The organism is Bacillus sp. TH22 (assembly GCF_016651015.1).
In the GTDB taxonomy this organism is placed as follows: Bacteria; Bacillota; Bacilli; order Bacillales; family Bacillaceae_G; genus Bacillus_A; species Bacillus_A mycoides.
The window spans coordinates 3,474,483-3,491,562 of sequence record NZ_JAEKER010000001.1 but is presented as its reverse complement, the minus strand read 5'-3'; the positions used below and the strand labels follow the sequence as shown (position 1 = coordinate 3,491,562).

Below are 17,080 nucleotides of genomic sequence, written 5' to 3'. Positions count from 1 at the left end.
TATCAATACACTCTTATATGCAATATTACATACAAAAAAACAAGCTGAATTCTTATAAAAAGTTATACAGAGATAAATTTTTCGTTTGGTAAATACTTGAAAACACAAAGCGTTCCTTTGCATTTCATGAGTAATTTACAAGTTTATTGTTGGAAGCATCGCAGGACCGGAAGTAATGAAATACATTCAGGACTGTTACGAGCAGCCAGAAATATTAAGAGTTATCATGGGCAACCGCATTAAAAAAAGCTGCTGCCTATAAAATACAGACAGCAACTTCAACTAGAGTAGCTGGCATGATTTACGCAAGCTACAGTATTTTTTTGACATACTCATTTTTACACTTTGTAACTAATAAACAGCAATTGGCCCATAAGGACCATTGATAATTTCTATTTTTGTTTCAAAAATATCTGTCAAAATTGTTGGGTCCATAACCTCTTCTACTGTTCCAAAAGCAGCAATTTGTCCATCTTTCATAGCACAAATTTTATCAGAGTATTTAGCTGCAAAATTTATGTCATGCATAACAGTCAAAATTGTTCTTCCAAATTCATTAGCCGCGCGTCTTAAATGCTCCATCATTTGAACAGAACGAGCAACATCAAGGTTGTTCAGAGGCTCATCCAAAAGTACATACTCAGTCTCTTGGCACAATACCATCGCTACATATGCCCTTTGTCTTTGACCACCAGAAAGCTCATCTAAATATCTATTCTCTAAACTAGTTAAATCTAGGAAATCAATATATTTAGAAATGATAACTTCATCTTCTTTAGTCAATCTTCCCTTTGAATAAGGAAAGCGCCCAAATCCAACTAGTTGTCTAATCGTAAGCCTCGTTACAAAATGATTTTCTTGTCGCAATATAGTCAAAATTTTCGCTAAGTCTTTTGATTTGGATTCAGAAACATCCATATTCGCTACCTGAATTTGACCTTCATCCATATCTAAAAGTCTTCCAATCATCAAAAGTGTCGTAGACTTTCCAGCGCCATTTGGTCCAATTAAAGAAGTAAAGCCCGCTTTTGGTATTTCAATATCCAAAGGTCCTATTTTTACCTTATCAGTATAGAACTTTTTAACATTATCAATTTTTATCATAAAGCCCTCTTCCTTAAAACTATAGTTAAGAATACTATTCCACCAAATAATTCAATAATAACTGAAACTACACCTTGAGCATGGAATACATGATACATTAAAAAGTATGCACTCGTCATTATCAAAAATCCTATAGCAAAAGCCATTGGGAAAATATATCTATGATCATAAGTTGACGCCGCTTGATAACTCAAAGTTGCTACTAAAAATCCGTAGAAAGTAAGTGGTCCAATCAGAGCTGTTGAAATGGACATCAAAATAGCAACTAATACAAGCGTATAAATTACACTAGGTTGATATTTAACTCCAAAAGAAGTAGAAACATCCTTTCCTAGTGATAAAATATTCAACTTCTTAGAATGAGTAAAAATTAATACTGCTACAATTATGATCATAGGAATTACAATAGGAAAATATGCAGGATCTGCATGGTTAACAGAACCAAATAATTTCGCTTGTAAAATATCAAACTCTGAAGGCGCAAGTAGCTTTCTCATGAAAGTTGACACAGAATTTAGTCCGGTACCAATAATAATTCCAACTAAAAGCATAAGTTGTAAATTCCCGTATTTACCGGAAAGTAACCATCCATAAAGTATCAAACTCATGAAGACCATAACAACAACTTGGAATAAAAACGATCCAATTCCATTAAAGTTTATTAATGCACTAGCACCAAAGAAGAATATTGTACTCGTATGTATTGCTGAATAAAGTGATTCGAAACCTAGAAGCGAAGGAGTAATAATCTTATTGTTCGTAATAGATTGGAAAGCAACTGTCGACAAGCTATGGCAAACAGCAGCAATAATCATCGCAACAATAGCTACTATCCTTCTCTTAACAACTGGGATAAAAGAAGGTGAATCTATCGGCACTGGATTGTTATAAACTAAAAGTCCATATGAAGAAAGGAGGCCTAAAGCGATCAATGTTATCAGTACAATCCAATAACGTCTTGCTTCCTTCTTAGAACGAAAAGCGCTAGCTGATCTACTTTCATTATGAAGGCTAGAATCGATTTCGACATTTTCTTTATTTCTATAGTCTAATGTGATCATCGTAGCCTCCTTGGTTTTCTTTTTCTCAATAAAATAGTAATAAACACGACTGCTCCCACTGTTGCAAGTATTAAAGAAACAGGTACTTCAAAAGGCTTTATAATTGTTCGAGAAATGATGTCACAGGCAGTTATTGTCCCCATTCCAATCACACATACCCAAGGTAAATTACTCCTAAGGTCATCACCTCTAAACATTGAAACAATGTTTGGAACAATTAATCCCAAGAAAGGTAGGTTTCCAATAACAGCTGCAACAATTCCAACTGCAACAGAGATAAGGCCAGTCCCAAAAAGAACAATTCTATTGTAATTAACTCCAAGGCTTGTTGCGACATCTTCTCCTAGTCCAGCTAGAGTCAATCTATTAGCATACATAAAAATAAGCAAAGTAATGATAACAATCAGCCATAAATATTCATATCTTCCCACCTGAACGGTAGCAAATGAACCTACGAACCAAGTTTCAATACTTTGCGTCATTTGAAAAAGGAGTCCCAAAAAAGTAGACACTGCAGAAATAACTGCTCCAAGCATCAATCCAATAATCGGTACAATTAAAGACGAACGAAGTTTAACTCTTCTTAAAAATAGAAAGAAAATCATAGTTCCTATAAAAGAAAAAATGATTGCGCCAGTCATTCTTTGAACTAACGTCGGGGCAGGAAATAATAAATATACAAAAAGCAGGCCTAAGCCTGACCATTCAATAGTCCCCGTTGTAGTAGGTTCAACAAAACGATTTTGTGTAATTAATTGCATTACGAGCCCTGCCATCGCCATTGCAGCTCCAGTAAGCATTAATGCAACTGTTCTCGGAACACGAGTTATGAAAAACATCTCCATTCCGTCCTCTTGTCCACGTATATCATAAACCCCAGTAAACAGTGATATAATCCCCAACATTATAACAACTATAATCGCTATTATAAAAGGTTTTGTCCATATTTTATTGTGATTATAAAACTGGGGTTGAGAATTATTCTCAACCCTAGAAATTATATTTTTTGACACTGCTTCGTACTCCTTTACACTACTTAGCTAAAGTTTTTGCAATATTTCCAAACAACTCTATATAAGTCTCAATTGATTCATTTGTGTAAGTATCTGCTGGTGCATAAATAACTTGTTTTTTAGAAACAGCAGTTGTATTTTGAAGAGCTGGTGATTTAGAAATAACATCCTGAGCAGGAGCTGACTTAGCAGCATCAGATGTTGCAGCATCACGATCTAATACGAAAAGCCAATCAGGATTTGTTTGTGCAATAGCTTCAACAGAAACATCATCACCTTTATGACCTGCAGTAGAATTAGACACTTCTAGTGCTGGAGTCCAACCGAAAATTTCATACATTGGTCCCCAAACGCGACCAGAGTGAGGCGCAGCAAAACCAATATTCCCACCAGTAACGATAACACTCATAACTTTATCTTTTCCGTTATAAGCAGATTTTGCATCTTCAATAGATTTATCAAAATCAGCTACTAATTTTTTAGCCTCTTTATCTTTATCAAAGATTTTCCCTAAAGAAATTGTAGAATCTTTAAGTCCTTTTACTAAGTTTTCTCCAGGCTTAGTAGCTTTCTCAGAAACATCAACATTAAGATCAATAACAGCTGCATTTGGCACTAATTTTTTGATTTCTTCGTAATGGCCAGCAAATCTTTGACCAACGATTACAAGGTCAGGGTTTGCAGCTGCTATAATTTCAAGATTTGGTTCGCGGTGATTCCCAATATTTTTAACTGAATCATCTTTTTTATATGCTGAATCTGCAGGCATTACATCCTTTGGAGCAGCCGCTAATTTAATTCCCCAATCAGCTAAAGTTTCAAAAGTTCTATTATCTAAAGCAACTACATTTTTTGGATTTACAGGGACTTTAACAGTTCCATGTGCATCAGTGATTTCAACCGTTTTTGGCTTATCACTACTATCACCTTTATTAGCTTTCGAAGTTTCCTTACTTGAATCTGAGCAAGCTACTAACATTAAAGTGAAAATTGCTAGAATACTTACTAATTTTAAAAGCATAGTTTTTTTCATACGTATACTCCTTATAATGTAATTTAGTTTGAAAATGATAACGTCCATAGATTAAATTAGATAGTAACTTTTATGCATCTAAACTGCTATTGATAATCATTTTCATTTGAACATCCTGTTAATAAGTATAGTCATTAATTATGTGAAAATCTTGTGAATGGTGTGAGTTAATAAAATTAAACATACATTAGATACAGTCTCATCTAATGCGCACCAGAGTCATCTCCCACACGTACTAATCAATAGATTGGGCACCTTATAAACCATGATTTCTACTGCAAAAAAATGCCCATGAATAGCTAATTTTTCATAATCCATTGCCTGGTAGCAATCTTCTTTTTATAGTTTCCGTCTTTTAATATTTCACAGAAACTATTTGATTATCAGGTTTAATAGAAAAAACGAGTAAAACTGTATGAAATAGTTTTACTCGTTTTTTCTATTATGACAAACTGTACTTTACCTATTAATTTATTTTTATCATTCAATCATTGAATAGCCCCTGCCATGTATCGTTTGAATATATCTATCTCTCTTCTCGCACTTTAACTTTTTTCTTACATACCCAATATATAAATCCACTACATTGGGATTGACTACTACGTTATATCCCCAAACCTGGTTCAAAAGCATTTCACGGCTCAATATTGTATTTTTATTCTTGATTAAAAATACAAGTAAATCGTACTCGCGCTTAGTAAGCGTGAGATTTTTACCACCTTTTTTCACAATATTGCTAGATGCATCAACAAAGAGATCTTTAAACTGAAAAAAGTTTGTCTCATTTTGCTGGATACAGTCACTTCTCCTTAAAATAGCTTGAACCCTCGCTACTAATTCTTCTTTCACAAACGGTTTTCTAATATAATCATCTGCTCCTGCTTGTAGCCCTGCTATGCAATCCTTGCTAGAAATATTGTCGGTCACAATAATTATCGGTGTCGTTTTAACAAGTCGTATTTGTCTACAAATTTCTGGCCCCGATATACTTAACGAATCCCAATCCAATATGATAATATCCCAATCTTGTTCATATACTATATTTAAACCTTGGTTTTCATTGTGAAGTTTTAAAATGAAATAGCCCTCTTGCGTTAGACCGCTTACGATTTTCTTTGCAAAAGACCGTTCATTCTTAATTACTAACACCTGCTTCACCGATGGTTCACCTCTACTTCAATATAACTTAGTTGGATAAAAAGTTATCCCAAAAAAATAATTTAAGATTTATAAATATTAAATCCCTAAAAAAGCCGTTATAACAGCTTATTAGGAGAACTATATATAATCTTACAATAGATATGGATGAAAACACAAAATATATGAAGATTTAAATACATATTATTTAATCATTAAGAGCAACTATATTATCTAGCTGCTTATTATCAATAACTATTCCCTCAGTTTCTGTTTCAAGGGTACCGTCCTCAACTTAAGCATTTTATAAAACCACAAAACAAAAAGAACCATCCCCCCGCCACTCTGGCAAAGTTATGGTTCATATCATACAAAATAAAAAACCACCAAACAGTTATGTATTGGTGGAGACGGTGGGAGTCGAACCCACGTCCAAAAATATCGGCACTTAAGCTTCTACGAGTGTAGTCGATATATTAGCATTTCGCGAACTCTTCAGCCTATCGACAGGCTTCCAAGTTGCTAGTCTGATTGTTCTCTTCCTTCGCCCTCAGACGGCGAACTCCGGCGTAGTCCACTTAGTTTGAGTCCCTTACCCTACCACATGGACGATGGAGGGAGGAACCTTTAGTGCAATTAAGCAGCTAAAGAAAGATTGTTTTGTTTGCCAATTATAGGCTTTGACGTTTTAACGAGGCCGATCCCCTCGACTCGCAACCTAAGCTCGAACTATCCCTGTCGAATCCGTAACGTCCCCATGATAAAAATGGAGCATACGAAGAAATATCGTGATAGCTACTAAGAGCTGTTTTTCAATGTGCAACAATCTTACATAAGTTATTATATCATACGCGCGCCGTTTTACAAATGTAAATATCTGTATTACATCTTTTGACGATCACGGAACACGCGTGCAATTTCACGTTTAGCTTCTTTCTCTTTTAAATCGTGACGCTTATCATATTGCTTCTTACCTTTTGCTAAACCAAGTGCCATTTTCGCAAATCCATTTTTCAAATAGATTCTAACTGGAACTAATGCATATCCTGTTTCTTTTGCGTAACCTGCTAGCTTATCAATTTCTTTTTTATGAAGAAGTAACTTCCTTGTACGTAGCGGATCGTGATTGAAACGATTCCCTTGTTCATATGTATTAATATGCATATTATGAACCCATACTTCACCGTTATGTATACGTGCAAACGCATCTTTCAAGTTCACGCGTCCAGCGCGAATCGACTTAATTTCCGTTCCTTGAAGGACAAGCCCTACTTCGTATGTTTCTTCGATGAAATAATCATGAAATGCCTTTTTATTTTGCGCAATAACCTTACCTGAACCTTTTGGCATATAACGTCCCTCCTCTATTTTTACCATTGTAACAAATGTAAACAAAAAGCGAAAGTGGCTCACTCAGAATCTTTGGACATTGGAGCTCCCGACAAAGAAGCGCTTTTTGCTTCGTCCGAGGGCGCGAAATGGCCAATAGATTCTAGCCACTGTAGCTAAATTCCAACAAAAAGCGAAAGTGGCTCACTCAGAATCTTTGGACATTGGAGCTCCCGACAAAGAAGCGCTTTTTGCTTCGTCCGAGGGCGCGAAATGGCCAATAGATTCTAGCCACTGTAGCTAAATTCCAACAAAAAGCGAAAGTGGCTCGCTCAGAATGTAAGGCGAAGCCACTCTTTTCTTACTTGCGCTTTTTCTTTTTCTTCTTGAATCCTGGTACATTTTCAAAGAATCCTTTTTTCTTCTTACCATTACTATTACTATTACTATTACCATCTTTTTTCCCTGGCTGACTAGCGGATGTGGATGCAGATGCTGATGCTTTTCCTTTTCCTTTTCCTTTTCCTTGTCCACCACGATCAAACTTTCTTCCTGTGCCGCGTTCACCACCGCGCTCATTACTACGTTCGCTACGTCCACCGCGTTTCTTTCTGCCTGTTCTTGGCTGTTCAATCACAACTGGACGATCTTTGAACTTACGACGAGGTGTGCCTTTCATGCCAACGATTTCAAAGTCGATTGCGCGCTCGTCTTTATTTACGTTAATAACACGAATTGTAATTTCGTCACCGATGCGGAATACGTTACCTGTACGTTCTCCGATCATCGCAAAATGTTTTTCGTCATAACGGTAGTAATCATCTGTTAAATAGCTAACGTGTACAAGACCTTCAATTGTATTTGGAAGCTCTACGAATAAACCGAAGTTTGTTACAGAGCTAATCATACCGTCATACTCTTCACCGATCTTATCGACCATATACTCTGCTTTTTTCATTTCGTCTGTTTCACGCTCTGCTTCAACAGCACGGCGTTCCATATTAGAAGAGTGCTCTGCAATCTCAGGTAAATTTTCACGCCATTTCGCTTGCGTTTCGTTGTCTACTTTACCATTAATGATGTATTCACGAATCAATCTATGAACAATCGTATCTGGGTAACGACGAATTGGCGATGTGAAATGCGTGTAGAACTCAGTTGATAAACCAAAATGTCCTAAGCTGTTCGAGTCGTAACGTGCTTGCTTCATAGAACGAAGCATAACTGTTGAAATGACTATTTCTTCCGGCTGACCTTGAACCATTTCAAGAATTTGCTGCAATGCACGAGGGTGTATTTCATTCGCACGTCCCTTTACTGCATATCCGAAGTTTGTTACAAACTCAAAGAAACGCTCAAGCTTATCTTCTTTCGGATCTTCATGGACACGGTACATAAACGGTACGTTCATCCAGTGGAAATGCTCCGCTACTGTTTCGTTCGCAACAAGCATAAACTCTTCAATTAACTTCTCTGATACGGAACGATCACGCATTACAACATCAGTCGGTTTTCCTTCTTCATCTACTAGTACTTTCGCTTCTTTAAAGTCAAAGTCAATCGCACCACGGCGCATACGTTTTTCACGTAAAATTTGTGCTAACTGCCCCATTTCTTTAAACATTGGCACTAGCGGCTCGTAACGTTCAATTAGCGCTTCGTCTTCATCTTCTAAAATGCTTCTTACGTCAGCATACGTCATACGCTCTGTCGTTTTAATTACACTTTGGAAAATCTCGTGTTTTACAACATCACCTAGATTGTTGATTTCCATTTCACAAGATAGTGTCAGACGGTCTACTTTCGGATTTAATGAACAAATACCGTTTGATAAACGATGCGGAATCATCGGAATTACACGGTCTACAAGATATACACTCGTTGCTCTCTCTGCTGCTTCAACATCAATTGGAGAACCTTCTTGAACGTAATGACTTACATCCGCAATATGAACGCCAAGCTTATAGTTACCGTTCTCAAGCTTCGTTACTGTAACAGCGTCATCTAAGTCTTTCGCATCCGCACCATCAATTGTAACAATCATTTGATCACGTAAATCACGACGATCTTTTATATCTTCTTCTGAAATCGTTTCTGGTACACTGTTTGCATGCTCCATCACTTCTTCAGGGAATGCTAAAGGTAAATGATGTTTATGAATGACAGATAAAATATCTACTCCTGGGTCATTTTTATGACCTAGAATTTGAATAACTTCACCTTCTGCACTTAAACGGTTCTCTGGGTAACCCGTAATTTTCACAACTACTTTATGACCTTCTACAGCGCCCATAGATGCACTTTTCAAGATAAAAATATCACTTGTCCAGCGTTTATTATCAGGTATAACAAATCCAAAGTTCTTTGACTCTGTATATGTACCAACTAGTTCCTTCGTTCCACGCTCTAAAATACGAACAATCGCGCCTTCTTGGCGTGATCCACTTGATTGTGCGCTAACACGTGCTAATACTGTATCACCATGAAGTGCACCATTTAATTCTGTCGGCGGGATGAAAAGATCATCATCTCCTGTTTTCTTCTCTTCTGGAACGACGAACGCAAAACCACGTGCGTGCCCAATTAATTTACCGCGTACTAAATTCATTTTTTCTGGAAGACCGTAGCGGTTACTACGTGTGCGGATAACAAGCCCCTTCTCTTCCATCATTACAAGTGCCTTTACGAAATCTTTAAAGCCCTCAGAGCCTTCGATTCCAAATGCCGATTCTAATTCTTGTATCGTTAACGGTTTATACGCTTCTTCCCTCATAAATAATAACAACTTATCAATATGTTCTTGCATGATTTCTTCCAAGCAGAAATACCTCCTTTAAACCCTTATATTATTTAGTGTATCCGAAAGATGGGGGATGTATAAAGTGAAACTTTCATCAGTGGGGGTTTTGTTCATCCCCCACTGATTATTAGCCCTCACCAATCGGGCTTTTACGGGCAGTTGGTTCCCCCACCTAACTTCTTTGCTTTCGCTGAATTTTAAGGTGGGGGGCTTACTGCCCGTTAATGCGGGATAAAGTGAAACTTTAATCATCTCCCAATGATTTTTTACAGCTTTCATAAAGTGTAACTTTAATCAGTGATTTTTTGTCTGTCCCCACTGATTATTAGCCCACAAATAGCGGGATAAAAATTCCCTTATGAAAAAAAGAGGCAACTAGACCTTACCAATCTAGTTGCTCCAAGAAGTTATATACATCCTCATGTAGCACATCACGTTCTTTATCAAGTGTAATGACATGCGTAGAGTCTTCATACCATTTAATGTCTTTTAACGTAGATTCTACACCGTTATAAATAATGTTAGCACTATCTGTATTAATCATCTCATCATGACGTGCTTGTACAACGAATGTTGGAGCATAAATCATATCAACATTATTGCGTACGTCACGAATCAACTCCTGTAATGCTTTTAATGTATTCATTGGTGTCTGTTTAAATTCAAACATTTCCTGCTCAATTCGTTCTGGTGATTTTTGCTCACGCTTTTTATATTCGCGGGCATATGCCAATATACCTTGGTACATAATTTCTTCACTTTTAATGTACATCGGTGCACACATTGGTACAACACCTAAAATCGGTAATGTATAAGCAAGTTTTAATGAGAATACTCCGCCTAATGATAATCCAACCGCAGCTATTTTCTCGTAACCTTGATCTTTTAAATGCTGGTAGGCATTCATTACATCTTTCCACCAGTCTTCAGGGCCTGTATGAACAAGCTCTTCTGGTGGTACGCCGTGTCCTTTATAAATTGGTGCATGACAAGTATAGCCTTTCTTCTCTAAGAAACGCCCTAGCATGCGTACGTCAGCTGAGTTCCCTGTGAATCCATGTAATAATAAAACAGCGCGGTCTCCACCTTCAAATGTAAATGGTTTCGGAGATGCTAATTTCATCATGTACTTCTCCTCTTTCTCTTCTGTAATCTAGTCGTATTCTTTCTATTCTTAGTGTACCATATTTATAATTCTATAATCTAATTAGAAACTTTTTTTGAATAACAAATCAAAAAAAGAAGAACCATTAGCATAATCCGCTAACGCTTCTTCTTTTAATTTTATAAATTTAAGTACGTAACACCAATTGTTAGTACGAAGAATAGTACAGCTAAGACAACTGTAACACGGTTTAATACCGCTTCAATTCCACGTGCTTTTTGCTTACCAAACAATTGCTCTGCACCACCTGAAATAGCGCCTGAAAGGCCTGAGCTATTACTAGACTGCATAAGTACCATAACAATCATTAAAATCGATACAATAATAAGTAAAACTGATAATAACGTATGCACTTGGCGTACCTCCTACAAAGATTCAGTTATTTTAAATGTAGCATAAATCCTATAGAAAAGCGAGAGCTATAGAATCACTCTCGCTTTTCTTCTATTACATGAACATCATTGCGAATAACGGTCCAAGCAAACATGTCAAAATTGCTGTTAATGTCATTGTTACCGATCCAATAACACCTTCATGCTCATTATTTTTCATCGCTCTCATAACACCCATAATATGAGACGCACATCCAAAGCCAATTCCTTTACCAACTGAGTTTGTAACACGGCTCCATTTTAATAAAATTGGTCCTGAAATCGTTCCAGTAATCCCTGCGATAACGACGAATGCTGCTGTTAAGGACGGGACACCACCAACTTGTTCAGATACACTCATCGCAACTGGCATTGTCACTGATTTTGGTAAAGAAGATAAAATTAAGCTTTTATCTGTTCCCATAAGTGTGGCGATAGCAAAATCACTTGCAATAGCAACTGTTGTACCTACTAATACACCACCAGCAATTGGTACAACATATTTTTGCAGAACATGACGTTGTTTATAAAGCGGGATTGCAAATGCTACAACACCTGGTCCTAGTAGCTTCGCAATCCAGCCACCACCACTTTCCATATAATTTTGATATGGTATATCAAGCATTATAAATAAGAAAGCCATTAATCCTGTTGCAACAAGCATTGGAATGGTAAATGGTGTTGGAAATAATTTGTAGATTTTTTTAGATAATTGATATAATAGCACCGTAAAAAGAACCCAACCGATTCCGATTAATATTTGGCTCATTGTGTCTCTTTTTCCTTTCTATTCGCAAGATATTGTCCTGTATGTCCTGCGACAATAATAATTAAAAACGTACTCGCTACAACTGTAATGAAAAGGGAAATTCCTTTACTCATAAAAAAAGCACCGTAATTCATTAAGCCAAGCGTTGGCGGAATTAATAAAAACGGCATAATAGCAACGAGTGTTTCTGCTCCTAAATCAAACCATTTCACTGGAAGTACTTTTAGGCTAAGCAAAACAAGTAGGAGGAACATCCCAATCAAACTTCCTGGAATCGGAAGATTCAACATTTCTTGCACCCAATTTCCAACCATATAAAATACATAAAGAGCAGCAATTTGGACAAGAATCTTTGTAAGTTTCATGTTCATCATCCCTCATGTTTATACGATCTTCTGTTAATATCCTTATCATAGTATAAATTGTAAAAACCTGCAATTTATCAAATCGACAACGAAAACCCACTATATTATACGCTTACACCCTTGATATGACTGCGTTTCCTAATGTATTTTACGTCAAAAACCTTGACCTAATATATAAAGTTTATATTTTCTGAATTTTGATGATTATTATTTTAATAAAACAAAATCCTTCACTCCATTTTTATTCTGCCTTCTCTCTAGCACACATATATATATAAAGATAGGTGGTGAACGCATGTCTAAAAAAATTCTCATTTTTTGTGATCCTGGAATCGACGATGCGATAGCCCTCCTCCTCGCATTCTTTATCGATGAAATTGAAATTGTTGGGATTGTCGCTGATTACGGCAATGTTCCAAAAGAAATGGCCGTACAAAATGCTCATTTTCTTAAACAAAAATCAAGAAATAGAGATATGAAAATATTTGGTGGTTCAGACCGTCCTCTCAATGGAGGTCCACCCGCTTTTTTTACTAATATTCACGGTAAAGAAGGATTAGGCCCAATCATTTCAAATGAAAAGTTACAAAACGGGGAAATGGAGAATTTTTTTGAAGTTATCCCTCTTATCGAGCAGTATAAAGACGAACTAATCATTGTAAGTTTAGGGCGACTCACTTCCCTAGCTGCTTTATTTATTTTATGTAAAAACTTAATGCAGCAAATTAAATCTTATTATGTAATGGGTGGTTCCTTTCTACACCCAGGTAATGTAACTCCCGTATCAGAAGCGAATTTTTATGGCGATCCAATCGCGGCTAACATTGTATTACAATCTGCATCCAACATGTACATATACCCGTTAAATGTAACGCAGTATTCCATCGTTACACCTGATATGGCTGAATATATTGAGGCGAAAGGAAAGGCTTCTCTCGTCAAACCTCTGTTCGATCATTACTACTATGGATATTACGAAAAAATTTTACCACAATTAAAAGGCTGCCCTTTTCATGACACGATACCGATATTAGCTTTACTTGATAATTCTATGTTTACCTACTACAAATCACCAATTACCGTCATGACCGAATCTTACGCTCAAGGAGCAAGCATCGGTGATTTCCGCTCTTTAGTAGGATCAAGCCCATTCACTAATCGGCCCTCGCAGCAAATTGCTATCAATTTTGATTATAATCTCTTCTTTAAATACTTCATGTCACTTATGACAGACGAACAATTTTAGCAAAAAAAAACAGACCGTGATTTCTCACGGTCTGTCGTTATTTTCTACAATTATCGTTTGATGTTGTAGAAAGATTTGATACCATCGTAAACAGCGATTTCGCCTAGTTCGTCTTCGATGCGTAGTAATTGGTTGTACTTAGCAATACGGTCAGTACGGCTCATAGAACCAGTTTTGATTTGGCCAGCGTTAGTTGCAACTGCGATGTCAGCGATTGTAGCATCTTCAGTTTCACCAGAACGGTGAGATACAACTGCTGTGTAACCAGCACGTTTAGCCATTTCGATTGCTTCGAAAGTCTCAGTTAAAGTACCGATTTGGTTAACTTTAATTAAGATTGAGTTAGAGATACCTTTTTCGATACCTTCAGCAAGTTTTTGAGTGTTAGTTACGAATAAATCGTCACCAACTAATTGTACTTTATCACCGATACGCTCAGTTAATAATTTGTGACCATCCCAGTCGTTTTCGTCTAAACCATCTTCAATAGAGATGATTGGGAAGTCTTTGCAAAGCTCTTCGTAGAAATCAACCATTTCTGCAGAAGTTAAGCCAGTACGGCCTTCGCCTGCAAGGTCATATTTACCAGTTTCTTTGTTGTAGAACTCAGAAGAAGCAACGTCCATTCCTAAGAATACGTTCTCGCCAGCTTTGTAACCAGCTTTTTCGATAGCTTCGATGATTACTTCTAATGCTTCACGGTTAGAACCAAGGTTTGGAGCGAATCCACCTTCGTCACCTACTGCAGTGTTAAGACCTTTGTCATGTAATACAGCTTTAAGTGCATGGAATACTTCAGCACCCATACGGATTGATTCTTTGAATGTTGGAGCACCAACTGGTAAGATCATGAACTCTTGGAAGTCAACGTTGTTATCAGCGTGAGAACCACCGTTGATGATGTTCATCATTGGAGTTGGTAATTGTTTTGCATTGAATCCACCAAGGTAACGGTATAATGGAAGACCTACGAAGTCAGCTGCTGCGTGAGCTACTGCCATAGATACACCAAGGATAGCGTTAGCACCTAGTTTACCTTTGTTTGGAGTGCCATCTAATTCGATCATAGCACGGTCGATACCAGCTTGGTCAGTTACGTCGAAACCAACGATTTCTGGAGCGATTGCTTCGTTAACGTTGTTTACTGCGTTAAGAACACCTTTACCAAGGTAACGAGATTTGTCACCGTCACGTAATTCTACTGCTTCGTGCTCACCAGTAGATGCACCACTTGGTACGATAGCGCGTCCGAATGCGCCGCTTTCTGTGTAAACTTCTACTTCTACAGTTGGGTTACCACGAGAGTCAAGGACTTCGCGAGCATAAACATCAATAATTGTTGACATAATAAATTCTCTCCTTTTTATATAAGCAAATTATTTAATAATTGTTTTACCTGTCATTTCTTTCGGTTGTTCCACATTTAAAAGTGTAAGCATTGTTGGGGCGATATCTCCTAAAATACCACCTTCACGAAGCTCTACATCATTTTTTGTAACGATGAAAGGAACCGGGTTAGTTGTATGAGCTGTCATTGGTCCACCTTCAGCAGTTAACTCCTGATCGGCATTACCATGGTCAGCAGTAATAAGTGCTACACCATCTTTTGCAAGAATCGCTTCTACAACTTTTCCTAAACATTCGTCAGTTGCTTCTACTGCTTTAATTGTTGGTTCCATCATCCCAGAATGGCCAACCATATCACAGTTTGCAAAGTTAAGAATGATAACATCATGTTTATCATTTTCGATGTCATTTACTAAAGCGTCCGTTACTTCATAAATGCTCATTTCAGGTTTCAAATCATACGTTGCAACCTTCGGTGAGTTAATTAAAATACGCTCTTCTCCTGGGAATTCAGCCTCACGACCACCGCTAAAGAAGAATGTAACGTGCGGATACTTTTCAGTTTCCGCGATGCGAAGTTGCTTTAATCCCGCTTGCGCAACAACTTCACCTAATGTGTTATCAAGGTTCATTGGCTTGAATGCCACGTAACCATCTACAGTTTCACTGAAATGTGTCATACAAACGAACTCAGGAATGTGAGGTACTTTTTCACCACGATCGAACTCACGGAAGTCTTCGTTTGTAAATACACGAGCAATTTGAATTGCACGGTCTGGACGGAAGTTATAGAAGATAACTGCATCATCATTATTGATTGTTGCAACTGGCGTGTCATCTTCGTTAACAATTACAGACGGCAATACGAATTCATCATGAATACCATTTGCATAAGAGTCTTCTACACACTCTTCTGCTGATTTATAAGTAGGGCCTTCACCATTCACCATAGCACGGTAACATTTTTCTACGCGATCCCAGCGCTTGTCACGGTCCATGGAGTAATAACGACCAGAGATAGTCGCGAATTGTCCTACTCCTGTTTCTTTAATTACTTCATTTGTTGCATCGATATAACCTTTTGCTGTTTGTGGTCCAACATCGCGGCCATCTAAGAATGCATGGATATATACTTTCTCCACGCCTTCTTTTGCTGCTAAGCGAAGAAGAGCAAACATATGGTTCATGTGACTGTGCACACCACCATCAGAAAGTAAACCGAATAAATGAAGAGCAGTACCTTTTTCTTTCACGCTTTTAATTGCATTTTGGAAAGTTTCGTTCTGATCGAACTCACCTTCACGAATTGCAACGTTTACGCGTGTTAAGCTTTGATATACGATGCGGCCAGCACCGATATTTAAGTGACCAACCTCTGAGTTACCCATTTGACCTGCTGGAAGACCTACTTCCTCACCAGAAGCTGTAAGCGTTGTGTGAGGGAATTTGTTCCAATAACCATCAAAATTAGGTTTCTTAGCTTGTGCTACAGCATTCCCGTAAGTTTCTTCACGTAGTCCGAAACCATCAAGAATGATTAAAGCTGTTGGCTTTCTCATTTTACCGCCCCCAGAAGACCTAAGAACGAAGCAGGCTCTAAGCTAGCACCGCCAACTAAAGCGCCGTCGATGTCAGATTGTGCCATATACTCTTTAATGTTTTCTGGTTTTACGCTACCGCCGTATTGAATACGAACAGCTTCTGCAGCTTCTGGAGAAACAGCTTCTGCAACAACTTTACGGATGTGCGCACATACTTCATTTGCATCTGCAGAAGAAGAAGATTTACCTGTACCGATAGCCCAGATTGGCTCATAAGCGATAACAGTTACTTTGACTTGCTCTTCTGTTAAACCTGCAAGTGCTTTTGTTACTTGACCTGCTACTAGATCAAATGTTTTTCCGCTTTCGCGCTCTTCTAAAGTCTCACCACAACAAACGATTGGTGTTAAACCATGTTCAAATGCTGCAAGAGTCTTTTTATTTACTGACTCGTCTGTTTCAGCAAACATTTCACGACGCTCAGAGTGGCCAAGTACTACGTAGCCTACTTTTAAGTCGCTAAGTGCTACTGGGCTAATTTCGCCAGTGAATGCACCATTTTTTTCGAAGTGCATGTTTTGTGCACCTACTTGTAAGTCAGTTCCTTCAGCCTTTGCTACTAAGCGCTCTAAGAATAGAGCTGGCGAACAAACTACTGCATCAACAGCTGAAGCTGCTGGGATTTGACCTTTAACTTCCTCTACGAAGCTAACTGCTTCAGCTAGAGTTTTATTCATTTTCCAGTTACCTGCGATAATTGGTTTACGCATGCTTTGCACCGTCCTTTTTCTTTGGCTGC

The 17,080-nt window shown here is 37.7% G+C and carries 15 protein-coding genes and 1 other RNA gene; 1 reads left to right on the top strand and 15 read right to left on the bottom strand.

All coding sequences use genetic code 11. The features are described from left to right. Positions 1 to 351: 351 nt before the first annotated feature. From JFU18_RS17625 to JFU18_RS17570, 12 genes are all read right to left on the bottom strand, one after another. Complete coding sequence (locus tag JFU18_RS17625) at positions 352 to 1,104, bottom strand: iron ABC transporter ATP-binding protein (RefSeq protein WP_000590055.1); 753 nt, start codon at positions 1,102 to 1,104, stop codon at positions 352 to 354. Next, positions 1,101 to 2,165, bottom strand: a complete 1,065-nt coding sequence (locus tag JFU18_RS17620) for an iron chelate uptake ABC transporter family permease subunit (RefSeq protein WP_085312766.1) — start codon at positions 2,163 to 2,165, stop codon at positions 1,101 to 1,103. Before JFU18_RS17620 ends, JFU18_RS17625 begins: the two co-directional genes overlap by 4 nt. Continuing rightward, complete coding sequence (locus tag JFU18_RS17615; protein WP_085312767.1) at positions 2,162 to 3,178, bottom strand: ABC transporter permease; 1,017 nt, start codon at positions 3,176 to 3,178, stop codon at positions 2,162 to 2,164. Before JFU18_RS17615 ends, JFU18_RS17620 begins: the two co-directional genes overlap by 4 nt. Before the next feature lie 19 nt (positions 3,179 to 3,197). Further along, positions 3,198 to 4,211 carry a siderophore ABC transporter substrate-binding protein gene (locus tag JFU18_RS17610; RefSeq protein ID WP_201032075.1) on the bottom strand — a complete coding sequence of 338 codons (1,014 nt, stop codon included), beginning with the start codon at positions 4,209 to 4,211 and terminating at the stop codon, positions 3,198 to 3,200. A gap of 480 nt (positions 4,212 to 4,691) precedes the next feature. Continuing rightward, complete coding sequence (locus JFU18_RS17605; RefSeq protein ID WP_002034688.1) at positions 4,692 to 5,369, bottom strand: response regulator transcription factor; 678 nt, start codon at positions 5,367 to 5,369, stop codon at positions 4,692 to 4,694. 381 nt (positions 5,370 to 5,750) lie between these two features. Beyond that, positions 5,751 to 6,105: a transfer-messenger RNA gene (gene ssrA / locus JFU18_RS17600) on the bottom strand. A gap of 125 nt (positions 6,106 to 6,230) precedes the next feature. Further along, positions 6,231 to 6,698: an SsrA-binding protein gene (smpB, locus tag JFU18_RS17595; protein ID WP_085312769.1), complete on the bottom strand. Its 468-nt coding sequence runs from the start codon at positions 6,696 to 6,698 to the stop codon at positions 6,231 to 6,233. Positions 6,699 to 7,038: 340 nt separating this feature from the next. Further along, on the bottom strand, positions 7,039 to 9,483 hold the full coding sequence (gene rnr / locus JFU18_RS17590) for a ribonuclease R (RefSeq protein WP_374101401.1): 2,445 nt from the start codon (positions 9,481 to 9,483) through the stop codon (positions 7,039 to 7,041). Between the two features lie 376 nt (positions 9,484 to 9,859). Further along, entirely contained in the window at positions 9,860 to 10,600 is a 741-nt protein-coding gene (locus JFU18_RS17585; protein ID WP_162836430.1) for an alpha/beta hydrolase, read from the bottom strand. A gap of 161 nt (positions 10,601 to 10,761) precedes the next feature. Continuing rightward, the gene (secG, locus tag JFU18_RS17580; RefSeq protein ID WP_002016062.1) at positions 10,762 to 10,995 is read right to left on the bottom strand and encodes a preprotein translocase subunit SecG; all 234 of its coding nucleotides are present in this window, start codon (positions 10,993 to 10,995) and stop codon (positions 10,762 to 10,764) included. 94 nt (positions 10,996 to 11,089) lie between these two features. Continuing rightward, the gene (locus JFU18_RS17575; protein ID WP_002129877.1) at positions 11,090 to 11,782 is read right to left on the bottom strand and encodes an LrgB family protein; all 693 of its coding nucleotides are present in this window, start codon (positions 11,780 to 11,782) and stop codon (positions 11,090 to 11,092) included. Beyond that, positions 11,779 to 12,156 (bottom strand): CidA/LrgA family holin-like protein, encoded by a 378-nt coding sequence (locus JFU18_RS17570; protein ID WP_002016064.1) that lies wholly within the window; start codon positions 12,154 to 12,156, stop codon positions 11,779 to 11,781. The genes JFU18_RS17575 and JFU18_RS17570 overlap by 4 nt, the downstream gene beginning before the upstream one ends. 286 nt (positions 12,157 to 12,442) lie before the next feature. Between JFU18_RS17570 and JFU18_RS17565 the strand changes: the two genes are divergently transcribed. After that, positions 12,443 to 13,393: a nucleoside hydrolase gene (locus JFU18_RS17565; RefSeq protein WP_201034495.1), complete on the top strand. Its 951-nt coding sequence runs from the start codon at positions 12,443 to 12,445 to the stop codon at positions 13,391 to 13,393. A gap of 50 nt (positions 13,394 to 13,443) precedes the next feature. Here the strand turns inward: JFU18_RS17565 and eno are convergent, their stop codons facing one another. From eno to tpiA, 3 genes are read right to left on the bottom strand one after another with little or no spacing between them, the layout of a single operon-like run. Further along, a complete protein-coding gene (eno, locus tag JFU18_RS17560) occupies positions 13,444 to 14,739 on the bottom strand; it encodes a phosphopyruvate hydratase (protein ID WP_000103948.1) in 1,296 nt (431 codons plus the stop codon). Between the two features lie 30 nt (positions 14,740 to 14,769). After that, complete coding sequence (gene gpmI, locus JFU18_RS17555) at positions 14,770 to 16,299, bottom strand: 2,3-bisphosphoglycerate-independent phosphoglycerate mutase (RefSeq protein WP_002129880.1); 1,530 nt, start codon at positions 16,297 to 16,299, stop codon at positions 14,770 to 14,772. Beyond that, entirely contained in the window at positions 16,296 to 17,051 is a 756-nt protein-coding gene (gene tpiA, locus JFU18_RS17550) for a triose-phosphate isomerase (protein WP_002159914.1), read from the bottom strand. Before tpiA ends, gpmI begins: the two co-directional genes overlap by 4 nt. Positions 17,052 to 17,080 lie beyond the last annotated feature (29 nt).

Coding starts and splice junctions, on each gene's coding strand:
- smpB (WP_085312769.1), bottom strand. CDS start 6,698: ATGCCAAAAGGTTCAGGTAAGGTTATTGCGCAAAATAAAAAGGCATTT.
- gpmI (WP_002129880.1), bottom strand. CDS start 16,299: ATGAGAAAGCCAACAGCTTTAATCATTCTTGATGGTTTCGGACTACGT.
- tpiA (WP_002159914.1), bottom strand. CDS start 17,051: ATGCGTAAACCAATTATCGCAGGTAACTGGAAAATGAATAAAACTCTA.
- eno (WP_000103948.1), bottom strand. CDS start 14,739: ATGTCAACAATTATTGATGTTTATGCTCGCGAAGTCCTTGACTCTCGT.
- JFU18_RS17575 (WP_002129877.1), bottom strand. CDS start 11,782: ATGAGCCAAATATTAATCGGAATCGGTTGGGTTCTTTTTACGGTGCTA.
- JFU18_RS17625 (WP_000590055.1), bottom strand. CDS start 1,104: ATGATAAAAATTGATAATGTTAAAAAGTTCTATACTGATAAGGTAAAA.
- JFU18_RS17610 (WP_201032075.1), bottom strand. CDS start 4,211: ATGAAAAAAACTATGCTTTTAAAATTAGTAAGTATTCTAGCAATTTTC.
- JFU18_RS17620 (WP_085312766.1), bottom strand. CDS start 2,165: ATGATCACATTAGACTATAGAAATAAAGAAAATGTCGAAATCGATTCT.
- JFU18_RS17585 (WP_162836430.1), bottom strand. CDS start 10,600: ATGAAATTAGCATCTCCGAAACCATTTACATTTGAAGGTGGAGACCGC.
- JFU18_RS17565 (WP_201034495.1), top strand. CDS start 12,443: ATGTCTAAAAAAATTCTCATTTTTTGTGATCCTGGAATCGACGATGCG.
- JFU18_RS17570 (WP_002016064.1), bottom strand. CDS start 12,156: ATGATGAACATGAAACTTACAAAGATTCTTGTCCAAATTGCTGCTCTT.
- rnr (WP_374101401.1), bottom strand. CDS start 9,483: ATGCAAGAACATATTGATAAGTTGTTATTATTTATGAGGGAAGAAGCG.